Origin of the sequence: Fervidobacterium sp. 2310opik-2, assembly GCF_011057735.1 — a bacterium.
GTDB lineage: Bacteria > Thermotogota > Thermotogae > Thermotogales > Fervidobacteriaceae > Fervidobacterium > Fervidobacterium nodosum.
On record NZ_LNGG01000002.1, the window covers coordinates 47,745 to 63,096 of the forward strand.

At 33.9% G+C, this 15,352-nt stretch carries 16 protein-coding genes; 11 read left to right on the forward strand and 5 right to left on the reverse strand.

Translation table 11 applies throughout. The annotated features are described in order from the left end of the window. Positions 1 to 3: 3 nt before the first annotated feature. The 5 genes from fliJ to AS161_RS01055 all read left to right on the forward strand — a co-directional run bounded on the left by fliJ (position 4) and on the right by AS161_RS01055 (position 3,906). Positions 4 to 444: a flagellar export protein FliJ gene (fliJ, locus tag AS161_RS01035; RefSeq protein WP_164541466.1), complete on the forward strand. Its 441-nt coding sequence runs from the start codon at positions 4 to 6 to the stop codon at positions 442 to 444. Between the two features lie 65 nt (positions 445 to 509). Beyond that, positions 510 to 1,169 (forward strand): YdcF family protein, encoded by a 660-nt coding sequence (locus AS161_RS01040; protein ID WP_164541467.1) that lies wholly within the window; start codon positions 510 to 512, stop codon positions 1,167 to 1,169. 30 nt (positions 1,170 to 1,199) lie between these two features. Next, complete coding sequence (locus AS161_RS01045; protein WP_011994373.1) at positions 1,200 to 1,859, forward strand: rhomboid family intramembrane serine protease; 660 nt, start codon at positions 1,200 to 1,202, stop codon at positions 1,857 to 1,859. 39 nt (positions 1,860 to 1,898) lie between these two features. Further along, positions 1,899 to 2,915 carry an asparaginase gene (locus AS161_RS01050; RefSeq protein ID WP_164541468.1) on the forward strand — a complete coding sequence of 339 codons (1,017 nt, stop codon included), beginning with the start codon at positions 1,899 to 1,901 and terminating at the stop codon, positions 2,913 to 2,915. After that, positions 2,899 to 3,906 carry an AI-2E family transporter gene (locus tag AS161_RS01055; protein WP_164541469.1) on the forward strand — a complete coding sequence of 336 codons (1,008 nt, stop codon included), beginning with the start codon at positions 2,899 to 2,901 and terminating at the stop codon, positions 3,904 to 3,906. The genes AS161_RS01050 and AS161_RS01055 overlap by 17 nt, the downstream gene beginning before the upstream one ends. A 23-nt stretch (positions 3,907 to 3,929) precedes the next feature. Here AS161_RS01055 and panB read toward each other — a convergent pair whose 3' ends face one another. Next, the gene (gene panB, locus AS161_RS01060) at positions 3,930 to 4,712 is read right to left on the reverse strand and encodes a 3-methyl-2-oxobutanoate hydroxymethyltransferase (RefSeq protein ID WP_164541498.1); all 783 of its coding nucleotides are present in this window, start codon (positions 4,710 to 4,712) and stop codon (positions 3,930 to 3,932) included. A 122-nt stretch (positions 4,713 to 4,834) separates the two neighbouring features. On the opposite strand from panB, the gene AS161_RS01065 reads away from it, so the two are divergent. The 6 genes from AS161_RS01065 (at position 4,835) to AS161_RS01090 (ending at position 12,766) form a co-directional block, all read left to right on the forward strand. Beyond that, a complete protein-coding gene (locus AS161_RS01065) occupies positions 4,835 to 6,595 on the forward strand; it encodes a M3 family oligoendopeptidase (protein ID WP_164541470.1) in 1,761 nt (586 codons plus the stop codon). 37 nt (positions 6,596 to 6,632) lie between these two features. Then, entirely contained in the window at positions 6,633 to 6,944 is a 312-nt protein-coding gene (locus tag AS161_RS01070) for a ferritin family protein (protein WP_011994368.1), read from the forward strand. Positions 6,945 to 6,977: 33 nt separating this feature from the next. Continuing rightward, positions 6,978 to 8,021, forward strand: coding sequence for an aldose epimerase family protein (locus tag AS161_RS01075; RefSeq protein ID WP_164541471.1), 1,044 nt, complete (start codon positions 6,978 to 6,980; stop codon positions 8,019 to 8,021). 184 nt (positions 8,022 to 8,205) lie between these two features. Then, a complete protein-coding gene (dnaK, locus tag AS161_RS01080; protein WP_164541472.1) occupies positions 8,206 to 9,996 on the forward strand; it encodes a molecular chaperone DnaK in 1,791 nt (596 codons plus the stop codon). Positions 9,997 to 10,131: 135 nt separating this feature from the next. Continuing rightward, positions 10,132 to 12,147: a methyl-accepting chemotaxis protein gene (locus AS161_RS01085; protein ID WP_164541473.1), complete on the forward strand. Its 2,016-nt coding sequence runs from the start codon at positions 10,132 to 10,134 to the stop codon at positions 12,145 to 12,147. Between the two features lie 85 nt (positions 12,148 to 12,232). Then, positions 12,233 to 12,766 (forward strand): ATP synthase F0 subunit B, encoded by a 534-nt coding sequence (locus AS161_RS01090; protein WP_164541474.1) that lies wholly within the window; start codon positions 12,233 to 12,235, stop codon positions 12,764 to 12,766. Between the two features lie 50 nt (positions 12,767 to 12,816). On the opposite strand, the gene AS161_RS01095 is transcribed toward AS161_RS01090, so the two are convergent. The 4 genes from AS161_RS01095 to AS161_RS01110 are packed head-to-tail and all read right to left on the reverse strand — an operon-like array spanning position 12,817 to position 15,346. Then, positions 12,817 to 13,497, reverse strand: coding sequence for a zinc metallopeptidase (locus tag AS161_RS01095; RefSeq protein ID WP_164541475.1), 681 nt, complete (start codon positions 13,495 to 13,497; stop codon positions 12,817 to 12,819). Positions 13,498 to 13,536: 39 nt separating this feature from the next. Continuing rightward, entirely contained in the window at positions 13,537 to 14,073 is a 537-nt protein-coding gene (locus AS161_RS01100; RefSeq protein ID WP_164541476.1) for a GNAT family protein, read from the reverse strand. A gap of 14 nt (positions 14,074 to 14,087) precedes the next feature. Further along, positions 14,088 to 14,915 carry an ABC transporter ATP-binding protein gene (locus AS161_RS01105; protein WP_164541477.1) on the reverse strand — a complete coding sequence of 276 codons (828 nt, stop codon included), beginning with the start codon at positions 14,913 to 14,915 and terminating at the stop codon, positions 14,088 to 14,090. Between the two features lie 29 nt (positions 14,916 to 14,944). Next, on the reverse strand, positions 14,945 to 15,346 hold the full coding sequence (locus AS161_RS01110; protein ID WP_164541478.1) for a type II secretion system protein: 402 nt from the start codon (positions 15,344 to 15,346) through the stop codon (positions 14,945 to 14,947). Between the last annotated feature and the right edge of the window lie 6 nt (positions 15,347 to 15,352).

Genomic DNA, 15,352 nt, shown 5'->3' on the forward strand with positions numbered 1-15,352 from the left:
TTTATGCCTTTTCGACTCGAAAAAATTTTAACGTTAAGAAAAAAAGAGGAAGAAAGTATAAAGGAAGAATTAAATAGGATAAGGTTATTGATAAGAGAAGTTGAAGATGAAATTGATAAGGTTAAAAAATCCAAAAACGATGTAGAAAATCAGTTGCGTACTGGTACGCAAACCGGTGCGCAGCTTGGTTTTTTACTATACTTATTAAGGATGTACAATGATTACATTCTTACTCTTAAAAAAAAGCTTGAAAATCTAAGACTTGAAGAAGAAGAGATACTTAGAAAGTTTTTAGAAAAGCGAACTGAAAGGAAAAGTTTTGAAAAGTTGAAAGAGCGCTATATCGAAAAGCAAAGCTTTGAAAACGATAGGAAAGAAAGAGCAACTATAGACGAAGTTGCGTTGCAAAAATACTTCAGAAATATCGATAATACAAGGGGGTAAATGCTTTGATTCACCTATTTAAAATAATTAGCTCTTTTATTACTCTTCCGGGGTTATTCGTAACTGTGTTTTTATTATTGTTTGCACTTTACTTTAAAAAGAGAAAAAAATTGGCTTTTTTATTTTTATCATTTGCTTTGGTTTTTTATTTTCTAACATCTAATTTGTTTGCCTATTTAATTTCAAAAACTTTTGTTTTAAAAGACACCGAAGATAAAGGTATATTTATAGTTGTTTTAGGAGGCGGTGTTGACGAATTTTCAAATAATGTTGAGATAGGTAAGCATACTTTAAGACGACTGTACAAAGCTTTGGAGTTATACAAAAATAGACCAAGAAAAATAATCGTTACTGGCGGAATAATCGATAAAGGGGTTCCCGAAGCTCTTATTATGAAAAATGTACTTTTAAATTTTGGAGTACCCGAAGAGGATATAATTTTAGAATCAAAAGCAAGGAATACATTCGAAAACGGTAAGTGTACATTCGAACTTATCGGTGATGTGCCGATAACTTTAGTGACAAGTACAATACATATGAAAAGAAGCCTTTTTGTTTTTAGAAAGTTTTTTAAAGATGTAAGTTTTGTAAGCGCAGATGTGCCGGTTGATTTTAGAAATTCTTATCTCGATTATATACCATCTGCTAATGCGTTTTATTCACTTTGCAATTTTTCCCATGAATTATTTGGGATGATACAGTACAAGTTGTTATATGCTAAATAATTAAGTTTTAAAATGAAGGGAGGGAATTAGATGTTTCCGCTGTACGATACTATCCCTAGTATACGTAAGCCTTTTGTGAACATAATGATAATAATTGTGAACGTAATCGTTTTTGCTTATGAACTCATGATTTCGAGTATGGATTGGTCTGGGGAAGTATTAGAAGGATTTTTTCGCACATTTGGTTTTGTCCCAGAAAAGATGTTTTACGCTTTTCCAATTGTTGCGATGTTTACACACATGTTTGTTCATGGTGGTTGGTCTCACATAATTGGTAATATGTGGTTTTTGAAGATATTTGGTGACAATGTTGAAGACGCAATGGGTCATTTCAAGTTTTTTATTTTTTACATCACCGGTGGGCTTTTTGCTCTCTTCTTCCATGTAATTTTTAACCCATTCTCACCATATCCACTTGTTGGTGCATCTGGTGCAATCTCAGCTGTAATGGGGGCTTATTTTGTATTATTTTATTATTCAAGAATAGTTTCTCTTGTCTTTTTGATTTTGCCGTTTATCGTTGAAATTCCAGCTTTTATTTACCTTCCATATTGGTTTATAATACAAGTGTTGAATGGTTTGCTAGCTGACGTGACAGGTACAGGGGTTGCTTATTGGGCACATGCAGGAGGTTTTATATACGGTGTGATAGTAGGTATGAGAGTTAGAAAGAAAAGATATTGGTACTAAAATGGATTGCAAAAATAAATATGGAAGGGAGCAAAAATTATGGGAAACGCAAAGAGGAAGAAAATCGTTATTGTTAGCACCGGTGGAACAATTGCGATGATAAAAAAGGGGAGGACAGTTGTACCTTTTGATAAAGGGAACGCACTTGTGACAGATATACCAGAACTTTATGATATAGCAGATATAGAAGTTTACGAATTTTCTAATGTACCGAGTCCTTATATGACTCCAAATACCATGTGGGAACTTGCAAAAAAAATAGACGAATTTCTTGAAGAAAAAGGTTACGATGGAGTGGTTGTAACTCACGGTACGGATACATTAGAAGAAACAGCTTATTTTCTTGACTTAGTATTAAAAACTGAAAAACCGGTTGTTTTAACAGCATCGATGAGAAATATAGGTGAACTTAGCACAGATGGGCCCAGGAACGTTCTCTCATCAGTGATGGTTGCGGCTTGTGACGAATCGTACGGTATGGGTGTTGTTGTATGCCTTAACGATGAGATACATGCAGCAAGGGAAGTAACAAAAACTTATACGAGCAACGTTGCGACATTTGACTCTCCAGGTTACGGACCACTGGGAATAGTTGACGAAAATAACGTTATCTACATTAGAAAATCACTCACAAGAGAAAAGATAATAACGGATAAAATAGAAGAAAAAGTTGCGATTGTTAAGACATTTACCGGTGATGATGGCTCAATTCTAAGAGCGGTTTATAATATGGGTTACAAAGGCATTGTTCTTGAGGGGTTTGGAAGAGGAAACGTACCTCCTCAACTTTCCGATGTGGTTGAAGAAATTACTAAGAATGGTGTGCCAATCATTGTTACATCAAGATGTTTTAAAGGAAGAGTTTACCCTATATATGGTTATACCGGAGGAGGAGCGGATTTAAGAAAAAGAGGTGCTATATTAAGTGAGCATCCATTAGCTCAGAAAGCAAGGATAAAACTGATGGTTGTACTTGGGAAAACGAACGATTTAGAAGAGATAAGAAAATATTTTGAAAAACATATAGGAGGCCCCGTGAATGAAATTGAGCATTAGACAAAAAGCTTTGTTAATTATACTAATATACGCTCTCATAATGTTTATTGCTTTTGCGACATTTAAAACTCTGCTTCATGTTTTTGTATTTTCTCTTGTTTCTGTATTAGTGGTCAATTTCTTGCTTAGAGTTTTAATGAGAATAAAAGTTCCTTATCCAATTGCTGTAACGCTTTCATTGTTGATATATTTTGGCGTGCTGATATATGCATTTGTAAACATTATTCCTCCTGTTTTTAAGCAGGTGAATTCTTTTTATGAGTTTATGAAAAATATATTAGATTCGAAATACTGGGAGAATTATTTAGTTGATAATCCAGAGCTATCTGAGATAATTGGAAAAATTGCCGAATGGGCTAGTCCAAAAATAAACGAACTAATCACTACGTTGGCTGTAAATCTTGCTAAAAGTGTTCCTAATTTCTTAGTGGTAATATTTTATAGCATACTTTTTACCGTTTACATAACTATATATACTAATTGGACTACAAAATCGTTACCTGGATTATTTCCAAAAAAAGTCAGGGGACTTGTCGAGGACTTTTTAAAGAAACTTGGTATCGCTTTGTCAAGTTACGTTGATGTTTTGCTACTTGGTGCGTTTATAGTTTCTATATCGTTCTACGTACTTTTTAGTTTCTATTTGCCTGAATACAAAATCTTACTCGCTTTTTGGGGGTTTGTTACAAACTTTATACCCATTGTTGGTGTTGTTATCGAATGGATTCCAATATTGATTGTTAGTCTTGGACTTGGATTGAAAAATTTCATAATTGTAAACATTGTTGTTATGCTCATACACTTAGGCGCATTTTTGTTCTTTATCTTTATAATGAAAAAACGCGCGGATATAAATCCGGTTTTGATGCTTATATTTATTTTCTTAGTTGGAATTTTATACGGTCTTGTTGGGACATTTTTTGCGGTACCGGTTGCTATATTCTTTGTTACACTGTGGAATGAATTTGTAAAAAATGAACTGGAAATTTAGAAAATTCAACGTCTTTTCGTTAATCATTCAAATATATTATCTTTACTCGGGAAAACCTTGTTTTTGACTTCGGTTTTGTAAGATTTAACCGCGTTTAGCATTATCTCGTATGTATTTGCGTATCTTTTTACAAATTTTAAATCCATAGTAGTTAATCCAACAACATCGTGGAATACCAATACTTGTCCATCACAATACCTACCAGCCCCTATTCCTATGGTAGGTATTTTTATGTTTTCCGTAATCTCTTTTGCTACTTGCTCTACAACAAGCTCGAGTACTATCGAAAAACACCCCACTTCTTCGAGTATTTTTGCATCTTTTAAGAGTTTTTCACGGCTCTCGGGAGTCTTTCCTTGAACTTTATGTCCACCTAATAAATTTACAGATTGGGGCGTGAAGCCTAAATGCCCCATTACGGGTATTCCAGCATTGATTATACGCCTTATCGTTTCAGCATATGGCTCTCCGCCTTCCAACTTTATAGCATTTGCACCAGCTTTTAACATTAAGCCAGCATTTTCAACAGCTTTTTCTGGACTAATTTCGTAGGATAAAAACGGCATATCACCAACTATAAACGCATCTGGCGCGCCTCTTCTCACAGCTTTTATGTGCATTAACATATCTTCCATCGTTACTGGGATAGTACTATCGTAACCAAGTATAACGTTACCCAACGAATCGCCAACAAGGATTATATCTATTCCTGCTTCACTAGCGATTCTTGCGGTTGGATAGTCGTATGCAGTTATCATAGTTATTGGTTCTTTTCCTTTCATATCTATTATCTTTTTTGTATTAATCATAAATTTCACCTCCAATAGTGCTTCAATTCCAAATGATTTCATTATTTTATAATTATACCACAATTGTGGTATAATGTTATTGAATGTTAGCACTACTTACAGATTGGGGGGATTATAGAATGAGGTGGAATTTGAGCAATATTTATCCTTCTTTTGATTCTGAGAGTTTCAAAAATGATTTGCAAAGAATCGATAAAGAACTTTCTGGTTTTCTTAATTGGATGGATGAAAACTTAATAAACGAAGGCAATGGGTTGGAAGCCAAATTGGAATATGTTATAAACAAACTCAATGAATTGTCCTTGCTCGCTGGGAAGTTATATAATTATGCAAGCTTAACTTTAAGTGCTAATGCAAACGACGAAATCGCTGCAAAATTTCTTGATGTTATCAGAAGCAAATTTGTAAATCTCTCATTGGCAAGGACAAAATTAAGAAAATTTTTGAAGAACGTAGAGATAGACTTTTCAAATTTAAAATCGGAAGAGCTTAAATCTCATAAGTTTTTTATTAAAGAACAGAAAATGCTCTCTAAATACCTTCTTTCAGAAAATGAAGAAAAAATAATCAGCCTTATGAGACTTACCGGAGGCAACGCTTGGAACAATCTATATGAAAAGACGACATCAAATCTTCTTTGTGAAGTTGAAATAAACGGCGAATTGAAAAAACTGCCATTGATGCGCGTTAGAAACATGGCTTATGACGAATCAGCTGAAATTAGAAAGAAAGCCTACGAGGCAGAGTTAAAAGCTTGTGAAAATGCTTCGCAAGTTGTTGCACAATGTTTAAATAGCATAAAAGGAGAGTTTTTAACGGAAGTGAACCTTAGAGGATATTCATCACCTCTTGAACCAATGCTCATGGAAAATAGGATATCCAAAGAAACTTTTGATGCGATGATGAGTGCAGTTAAAGGAAGTATGCCTATACTTAGGAAGTATCTTAGAAAAAAAGCCGAGTTACTTGGCCACAAGAACGGCCTTCCATGGTACGACCTTTTCGCTCCTATAGGAGGATACAATAAGAAATGGTCATTTGATGAGGCAAGGAAATTCATTGTGGAAAAACTTTCGAACTTTTCGGATGAGCTTGGGAAATTTATAGACAATGCTTTTGAAAATCATTGGATTGATGCTGAAACACGTCCTGGGAAACGCGGAGGGGCTTTCTGCTCATCGGTGAAAGCGCTCAAAGAGTCGAGAATACTAATGAGCTTTGATGGGACGTTAGATAATGTCTTAACATTGGCTCACGAACTAGGTCATGCATTCCATAACTACTGCTTAAAGGATGAAACGCCTTTGAACAGTACAACTCCAGCTACACTAGCGGAGACAGCATCTATATTCAACGAGACTTTGCTGATGAACCAAATAAAAAATGAAGCAACCTTAAAGGATGAAAAATTAGCACTCCTCGACAAAGAACTTTCGGATGCCGTACAGATAATTATAGACATATACAGCAGATTTTTATTTGAGAGTGAAGTATTCGAAAGAAGGAAATCTGGACCTATAAGTGTTGAAGAATTTAAAGAAATAATGCTTAAAGCACAAAAAGAAGCATACGGTGAAGGGTTAGACGAAAATTACATGCATCCATACATGTGGCTTGTTAAACCTCATTATTACTCTCCGACATTCCATTTTTACAACTTCCCGTATACATTCGGAATGCTCTTTGGATTGGGTGTGTACAGTATGAAAGATAATCCTAACTTCTTTGAAATGTATAAGAAACTTCTTTCTTCAACTGGTAAGGGAACAGCGGAAGAAGTTGCCATGAGTGTTGGAATAGATATTCAAAAAGAGGAGTTTTGGAAAAACTCACTCTCGGTAATAGAAAAAGCTGTAGACGAATTTGTAAGATTTGAGTGAAATATAAAAATATATGCAAAAATGCGGAGGTGAAAAAATGCCAGAATTTTCTAATGCGTTTTCTGGATTAAAATCTGAAAGAAAATTAACTCATGAAGAATTAATAAGGGCAATTCGCTTTATGATTGCGGCTGAGTATGAGGCAATTCAACTTTACATGCAATTAGCTGAATCTACAGATAATGAGTTAGCTAAAGAAGTTCTGATCGATATCGCAAACGAAGAGAGGGTTCACGCTGGGGAATTCCTAAGACTTCTGAAAGAGTTAGACCCAGAAGAAGAAAAATTTTACGAAGAAGGTGCTAAAGAGGTAGAAGAAGAGATAGAAAAATTTAAAAATAAAAAATAACATATAACGCTTCAAGCGAAGGAGTGAGTTGAAATGTTCTTTGGCTCAATAGACAAAAGAGAATTCGGTGCAACTACCGAAGGTATAGCCGTGCAGGAATATACATTAGTGAATAAAAACGGAGTTATGATGAAGGTCTTAACATATGGAGGAATTATAAGGGAACTATGGGTTCCAGATAAAAATGGAAATTTTGTAGATATAGTTCTTGGCTTTAACTCTTTAGAAGAATACGAAAGAAATCCAGGTTATCTTGGAACTTTAGTAGGAAGATTTGCAAACAGAATAGCTTACGGAAAATTTGAAATAGATGGCGTAACTTATCAATTGGCTTTGAACGATAAAGAAAGGCCAAACACACTTCACGGCGGATATAAGGGATTTAATAAAAAAGTTTGGAAAGCTTTTGGTGAGATAACACCAAACGGCCCAATCCTAACTTTGAAATATTTTAGCCATGATGGCGACGAAGGCTTCCCAGGGGATTTAGATGTTTCTGTTACTTACACACTAACAAACGAGAACGAGCTTAAAATTGATTACACTGCCACAACAAATAGACCTACGATAGTTAATCTCACCCAACATACCTATTTTAACTTAGCTGGTGGTGGAAAAATATACGATCATATTGTTGTTTTGAATGCCGATAAATACACGCCTGTTAATGAAAATCTAATTCCAACTGGTGATATTATGCCTGTTGAAGATACTTTATACGATTTGAGGAAGGAAACAAGGCTTGGAGACGCAATAGAAAAATTGAAAAATTCAAATGCTAAAGGTTACGACAACAACTTCGTATTGAATTCTGAATTTGCCGCGAAAGTATATGAACCATCAACTGGTATATCAATGGAACTCTACACGACTCAGCCAGGTCTTCAATTCTATACAGGTAATTATTTGCCGGGATTAAATGGAAAAAGAGGACAGAATTACGATGCACATACGGGATTTTGTCTTGAAACACAACATTTTCCAGATTCACCAAACCATGAAAACTTCCCAAACACGGTGCTAAGACCGGGAGAAATTTATAAGCATCGTTCTGTTTTTAAGTTTGGTATCATTTAAATTATTTAAATTGATTTATTAAATTTAATAAATCATATCAAGTCAGCCATTTAATCATTTAGGCTGACTTTTTCATCTCCGAAAAATTTTTTGATTTTTTAATTATCACTCTTGACAAATGATTGCTAATCTTGTAAAATATAACTGGACTAAAAAAATAAAAATTTTTTGGAGGTGAAGATATATGTCAAAGAAAGAATTTGTAGTTGGTATTGACCTTGGTACGACAAACTCGGTTATAGCATGGATGAAGCCAGATGGAAGTGTGGAGGTTATTCCAAATGCAGAAGGTAGTAGAACAACCCCTTCCATTGTTTCGTTCACAAAATCCGGTGAAATTCTTGTTGGTGAACCAGCCAAGAGACAACTTATTCTTAACTCAGATAGAACTATAAAATCTATCAAAAGAAAGATGGGATCAGATTATAAGGTGAGGATCGATGACAAAGAGTACACTCCCCAAGAAATCAGTGCGTACATACTCAAAAAGCTCAAAAAAGACGCGGAAGAATATCTCGGTGGTGAAATTAAAAAGGCAGTTATTACTTGTCCAGCTTACTTCAACGACGCTCAACGACAAGCAACAAAAGAAGCTGGTATCATAGCTGGGCTTGAAGTTTTAAGAATTATAAACGAGCCAACTGCCGCAGCTCTTGCGTATGGTTTGGATAAGATGGAAGGTGAAAGAAAAGTACTTGTTTACGACCTTGGTGGTGGTACATTCGACGTTTCTATTCTTGAAATAGGTGGAGGCGTAATACAAGTTATAGCAACGAGCGGTAACAACCACCTTGGTGGAGATGATTTTGACCAGAGGATTATAGATTACTTAGCGGAAGAGTTTAAAAAACAATACGGTATCGATTTAAGGAATGACAAACAAGCTCTTCAAAGATTGAGAGATGCTGCAGAAAAAGCAAAGATTGAACTTTCTTCGAAGCTTGAAACGGATATAAGCTTGCCGTACATTACAGCAACCGCCGAAGGACCACTTCACTTAGAAATGAAATTAACAAGAGCGATGTTTGAATCGTTAACAAGGGATCTTGTTGAAAAAACAAGAGAACCTATCGAAAGAGCTTTGAACGACGCCAAACTTAAACCACAAGATATCGATGAGATAATACTTGTTGGTGGTATGACAAGAGTTCCAATGGTACAGAAATTCATAAAAGATATATTTGGAAAAGATCCAAACAAGAACGTTAACCCAGACGAAGCGGTTGCAATAGGTGCAGCTATTCAAGCAGCTATTCTTGGTGGTACAGAAGGTGCAAAGGATAAGGATGTTGTACTTGTGGATGTAACACCTTTAACACTTGGTGTGGAAGTAAAGGGTGGATTACTTGAACCGATTATTCCAAGAAATACAACTATTCCTGTTAAGAAGAGTAAGATATTCACAACTGCGGAAGATGGTCAGACAAGTGTTGAAGTTAGGGTTTACCAAGGCGAACGTGCTATGGCAAGGGATAACATATTCCTTGGAAGCTTCCAACTTGTAGGTATTCCACCTGCACCAAGAGGTGTGCCACAAATCGAAGTTACCTTTGATATAGACTCAGACGGTATAGTCCACGTTTCCGCAAGAGATCTCGGTACTGGAAAAGAGCAATCGATGGTTGTGACGGGAAGACATCAACTCAACAGTGAAGATATCGAAAGAATGATTAAAGAAGCTCAGATGTACGAAGAGCAAGATAAGAGGAAGAGAGAAGAGGTTGAACTCAAGAACAGAGCGGATGATACAGCTTACCATATTGAGAAAATCATAAAAGAAAACGAAGACAAGATACCAGCTGATACGAAGTCAAGGCTTGAAGAAATAATTAGAGACCTTAGGGATGCTATAACCAAAGACGATATTGCAAAGATTAAAATGCTTTACGATGATTTACAAAGAGAGAGTATGAAAATTGGAGAATATCTCTACAAACAACAAGCACAAGGTGGAAATAGTTCTGCTTCCGAATAATTGATAATTAAATTCTAATATAAAAAGCCAGGAGCCGAAAAATTAATGGCTCCTGGCTCTTTAATTTTTAAAACCTTTATAGTATAATATACTTAACAACATAAAAACTCGAAAATTGGGGAGTGAAAAGGTTGTATGAATATGATTTTTAAAAATCTAATGTTTTATTTTGCCGGCTTTTTTCTAATTTTTTTGGCTGTTTTTTTAATATCTTTTTATCGATTAAACTTTGATATTCAAGAATTTAAAGATTTTCGAGTTGTCTTGGATAATAAAGAGGTTGAATTTCCGATATTTGCCTCTTACAATGATAATTCCAAGCATAATATGATTTTTGAAACAGATGGAGATAAATACAAAGGAAAGGTATTGGCTGTTGCCTTTACTGCAAATGAATATGTGAGAGTTTACAGAAATAATGAACTTATTTATGAACTTTACAGTTCTAAAGGGAATTTGAATAGCTGGCATAGGTATTTTCCTGTTATAATGGATGGTAAGATAAAAATTGAAATATCTTTCATTAGCAATGGTGGAGTGGAGAAGAAAATTTATATAGGTGACAAAGAAGAAATTTTAAGATTTATAGAACGCGCAAATGTTATAGAGTCTAGTATGTTCTACTTGGGTACGGGTTTTATGATTTCATTCTTACTTATTGGTGTTCTACTTTCTTTTGGATTAAGAGAAAAATCATTTATCCTTGGAAGTTTGGCTGTTTTCTTCCCAACATTAACTGCTATAGATGAAATGAATTTGTTCTTAATTCCAATATTTTTTTGGAAAAAATTAGCCATATTCGGTGCCGCCGTTTCAATGTTTTTAACGTTTTTCTTCTTGAAAGAAGTTTTTAAGCAATCGATTAAAATATATGAAAAAATCTATTTATTTCTCTATTGGATTGTTTTTATACCAGTTTTAATCTCACCGAGTCTTTCTTCTTTGAGAAAAAATTATGCTAATTTCTATTTATTTTCTCTTTTGCTAATTATATATATGTCCATTATGCTTATTAAAAACGCTAAGAAGCTGAATGAGAGAATAATAGCTTTTGGATTTGCCGGTGTTGTCGGTTCGACAGTTCTTTCTATACTTTCCGTTGTTAAAATTATTTCTCTTGATTTTATGTTTTTCAACATCGGCCAGCTCGCTTTTGGTTTGACTGTAGCTGCTTATATTACATCAAGGGCAATTAATGCTTTTGTTGAAGCAAAAAATATGAACGAAGCTATTTCAAATTTAATGGCGGAACAAGAAAAGTTTATACAAAAACTTGTGGAATCAAAGAATAAAGTTAATGAATTATCCCAAGCAACAGTGAAAGAAATTGAAGAATTCAATAAGGTAGAAGCAGAGATAAGAGAAACATTTAATATTGCAAAGAAAGATATTTCAAATCTTATGGAAAGTGTTGAATTGTTTACGAAATTTCTTGATGATGTTTTAGATACAAGTGCAAAATTTGAGGAGATAATAAACGTTTCTGGAAAATTAAATAGAGAAATAATAGATATATCAAACGAGAATAAAGTTAAAAACATGGAAACAGAAAAACTATTAGTTGAATTTGAGCGTAAAAGTTCGTTCTTAAAAGATACTTTTGAAAAACTCAACAATGATTTTGAGAAAATAAAAGATGTAACAAAGATGATAAAAGACATAGCGGTCCAGACTAATTTGTTATCTTTAAACGCCTCAATAGAAGCAGCGCGGGCAGGAGAAGCTGGGAAAAGTTTTGCTGTTGTTGCTTCAGAAGTTAGAAGTCTTTCCAATGAAACCACAAAATTTGCTCAAACAATAGAAGAAGATATTAGTGGGATATTAAATCAATTTGTTAATTTCAGAAAGGAACTTTCAGAGTTGATAGAAAATTTGAATCTTATAATAGAGAGAAACAGAGATGTTTCAAAATCACTTGATAAATTTATAGACAATGTTGGGTATATGACAAATAATTTTGAGACCATGGTAGAAACTTACGAACACCAAAAGGAAGAAATAAATAACATAAAGTCTAATTTAAGTAATATAATTATAATTTCCGAAGAAATAGAGAATTCTTTCAAAATTTTCATTGATAATCAGAAAAAACTTTTGGCCGCAATGGCTCAGATTGAAGAAAAGACCGAAGATATTCAAAAAATTCTTTAGTTAATCTGAAAATTTTATAATTAAAGGAGGTGGTTATATTTTTTGGGTTGTTAGTAATATAAAATAAAAAAAGCTGGTGATTTTTATGGATAGACCCGATATTTATATTTTTGGAAGTTGGAAAGCAATAATAACTTTTCTGGTTTTCGCTATAATTATTGGGTATTTTGTCTTTGGACCATTTGGAAAACTATTGGATAAATCATTAGGCGAAAAATTAATAGAAGCTAAGTTTTTCGTAAGAGCTTCGGAAATAGAAATGTATATAAGAAAGATACCAAGTAGCAGTGTTCAAATTTTTGTGTATTTCCATGTTGTGGATTCTTTTTTTGCTTTGTTTTATGCTTTATTTCTTTGGAGTCTTGTAGTGCGAATTTTTTCGAAAAATCTTGAGTTAGCTAATTCCTTTTTAACTTTAATACCACTTTTTGGTGGAATTTGTGATTTGCTAGAAAATATTACTTTGATTTTAGCAAAATTTTTTGAAAGCAAGATTCCTTCTGTTTTTTTCTTGCCGATATCTTCTTTTATTACTCTTAAATTTTTGTTTCTCTTTGCCAGTTTGGTTTTGATTGTTATTGGAATCATAATCAGTATAATAAAAAAAGCTACTGGGTAGAGCTGAACCCAGTAGCTTTTTTTGATTTTGTTAGAATCTTTTTTAATATTTTAGTCTCTGCTTCTTGTAATGAGTATCATTCTAATAAGTTGCATTATTGCCATAAGGGTTGATGCTACATAAGTCATGGCTGCTGCGGAAAGTACTGCTTTTACGCCTTTAAGTTCATCTTTTGGCATGAGGAGGTTTTTTTCGAGAATTTTTAAAGCTCTACTACTTGCATTAAATTCAACAGGTAGTGTTATTATGGAAAATAATACAACTGCCAAAAAAAGAAGTATTCCAAATTGCGCGAGCCCCATTGCTCCAGTAAATATACCTATTATGAAGAATATCCAAGCAAGGTTTGATGAAAAACTTGCGACAGGAGCTATAGCATTTCTTACAACCAGTGGTACGTAGTGATTCGCATGTTGAATAGCGTGACCGATTTCGTGGGCTACAACACCTAAAGCCGCAACGGAATCACTATTGTAAGTTGCTTGTGATAACCTTACAACTTTTGCTCTTGGATCGTAGTGATCGGTTAACGTCCCCGGTATGCTTTCAATTCTTACATCGTAAAGGCCCGCGGAGTCTAATATAAACCTTGCTAATTCAGAACCAGTCATACCTATTCGTGAACGCACGTTAGAATATTTTGAAAAATTAGACTGAACCATAATTTGTGCCCACAATGCAAGTAGTAAAGCAGGAATTAAAAGTATAAACGTTGGGTCATAAAAGAGCATATAGCCTCACCTCCTAGTAAGCTTTATGTTTTATACTCCTTAATACTCACTCATTATCCTCCAATACTCTTCAGCAAGTATACTCATACGAATTACATCCCAGTAATGCCCTTTATAGTATCTGCCTTGTCTTTCCCTTCCTTCTTGGATAAAACCACATTTTTCATAGACCCTTTGAGCTCTTGGATTGTTTTCAAAGACTCTCAGCCAAATTCTATTGAGATTTAGGTATTCAAAACCATATTTAAGCATCAATTGTGTAACTTCGGTGCCTATACCTTTGTTCCAATATTCCGGTGTATATATAGCTATGCCATATTCCGCACTACGGGCTATCCAATCTATATCCTTGAATCCAACTGTTCCAATAATTTTATTGTCAGCTTCTATCGCGAATGTCAAGTTATTATGTGAAATGGCGTTTCTTTTTATCCACTCTTCTTCCAAGAAGTTGTTAATTGGGAAGACAAGACTTAGGTATTCTTTTACTTCCTCATTATTTAGGTATTCAACGAGTATTTTCGAATCACCTATTTCAAGAGGCCTTATTTTTGAAATTTTTCCTTTAATAATCATTATGAAGCTCCCTTCTAATTATTTTTTTCATCCAAATTGATTATTTCTCTCAAGCCTAAATTGCGCACATGAACGATATTCAATTGACCACTAATTTTGTTCAATTCTTGAAGGTTCATTATCTTTGTTCTCTTTTCTCCACCAAAGATATAAGTAACTCTATAGAATTTTTCATATTCTCTCCAAAAATCTTCTACGCTACCGCAAAATAAGCTTTCACCAGATTTTAAAACAAGAATTTTGTCACAAACATCTTCTATTTCATCTTCATCGTGTGTGACGTAAAATACCAACTTACCTGTGTTTTTATACTCGCTAACTAAAGATTTTACAACCTCTTTGGTTTCTACGTCAAGTCCTTCAGCCGGTTCATCTAATAAAACGATTTTTGGATTTTTCAACATACTAATTGCAAGAGAAAGTCTTTGCTGCTGTCCTTTTGAAAGACTACTTGGTTTGTTTTTCAAAATATGGGTGATTCCAACTCTTTCTAATATATCTTTAATATTTGCATTTGATTTAAAGATTTTACTGAAATAAATGAGATTATCTTCAACACTAAGTTCAGTTATGAATGTGCCTTTTTCAGAGACGTATGATACCATTTCTCTGTACTTCTTAATATCTTCAAATATATTTTTTTCATTTAAAAGAACCAAACCATTTGATGGTTTTAAAAAAGTAGCAATAATATTTAATAGTGTACTTTTACCACTACCATTTTCGCCTATTACAGCAACAACATTTCCATAATCAAACTCGGCATTTATATTTTTTAAAGCTATTTTCTTTTGTCCGTTTTCATCCAGAAATTCTTTCGATAGGTTTATTAATTTAAGCATACGTTTTTATTTATCCCCTTTAATTTTATTTACTTTCTCGGTATATCTATTATAAGTTTATTGGATTCATCCAAGCTTATCATTGTGTTTACGGATTTTACCTTAAGCACATCTACGTCTGAATTTATGTAACGTATCCTATAAAATTCTTTACCATTCTCAACTTTATAAGTTATTTCAAATCCATTTGGTTTAGTTGATATGTAATTATTCTTTACAAGATAATCTAATATGTCACCGCTTGTGGGTGGACTTTGTTCTAACATTAACATTTGAACAACAGCTTGATAGAGTGTTCTGAAATTTCCAGCAACATTCGTTGCTTTTGCTTGGGCAAGAGCATTAATGCCTACAGGTGTTGCTACCGACATCAGTGCAGCGATTATTGAAAGAACTATTAGCAATTCGATGAGTGTAAACCCTTTTTTCAATGCTCT

What these genes read in the sequence shown, in the direction of transcription:
- AS161_RS01065 (WP_164541470.1), top strand. Translation starts at nt 4,835, where the DNA reads ATGAGGTGGAATTTGAGCAATATTTATCCTTCTTTTGATTCTGAGAGT.
- AS161_RS01050 (WP_164541468.1), top strand. Translation starts at nt 1,899, where the DNA reads ATGGGAAACGCAAAGAGGAAGAAAATCGTTATTGTTAGCACCGGTGGA.
- AS161_RS01075 (WP_164541471.1), top strand. Translation starts at nt 6,978, where the DNA reads ATGTTCTTTGGCTCAATAGACAAAAGAGAATTCGGTGCAACTACCGAA.
- dnaK (WP_164541472.1), top strand. Translation starts at nt 8,206, where the DNA reads ATGTCAAAGAAAGAATTTGTAGTTGGTATTGACCTTGGTACGACAAAC.
- AS161_RS01085 (WP_164541473.1), top strand. Translation starts at nt 10,132, where the DNA reads ATGAATATGATTTTTAAAAATCTAATGTTTTATTTTGCCGGCTTTTTT.
- AS161_RS01070 (WP_011994368.1), top strand. Translation starts at nt 6,633, where the DNA reads ATGCCAGAATTTTCTAATGCGTTTTCTGGATTAAAATCTGAAAGAAAA.
- AS161_RS01045 (WP_011994373.1), top strand. Translation starts at nt 1,200, where the DNA reads ATGTTTCCGCTGTACGATACTATCCCTAGTATACGTAAGCCTTTTGTG.
- AS161_RS01055 (WP_164541469.1), top strand. Translation starts at nt 2,899, where the DNA reads ATGAAATTGAGCATTAGACAAAAAGCTTTGTTAATTATACTAATATAC.
- AS161_RS01100 (WP_164541476.1), bottom strand. Translation starts at nt 14,073, where the DNA reads ATGATTATTAAAGGAAAAATTTCAAAAATAAGGCCTCTTGAAATAGGT.
- AS161_RS01095 (WP_164541475.1), bottom strand. Translation starts at nt 13,497, where the DNA reads ATGCTCTTTTATGACCCAACGTTTATACTTTTAATTCCTGCTTTACTA.
- fliJ (WP_164541466.1), top strand. Translation starts at nt 4, where the DNA reads ATGCCTTTTCGACTCGAAAAAATTTTAACGTTAAGAAAAAAAGAGGAA.
- AS161_RS01105 (WP_164541477.1), bottom strand. Translation starts at nt 14,915, where the DNA reads ATGCTTAAATTAATAAACCTATCGAAAGAATTTCTGGATGAAAACGGA.
- AS161_RS01090 (WP_164541474.1), top strand. Translation starts at nt 12,233, where the DNA reads ATGGATAGACCCGATATTTATATTTTTGGAAGTTGGAAAGCAATAATA.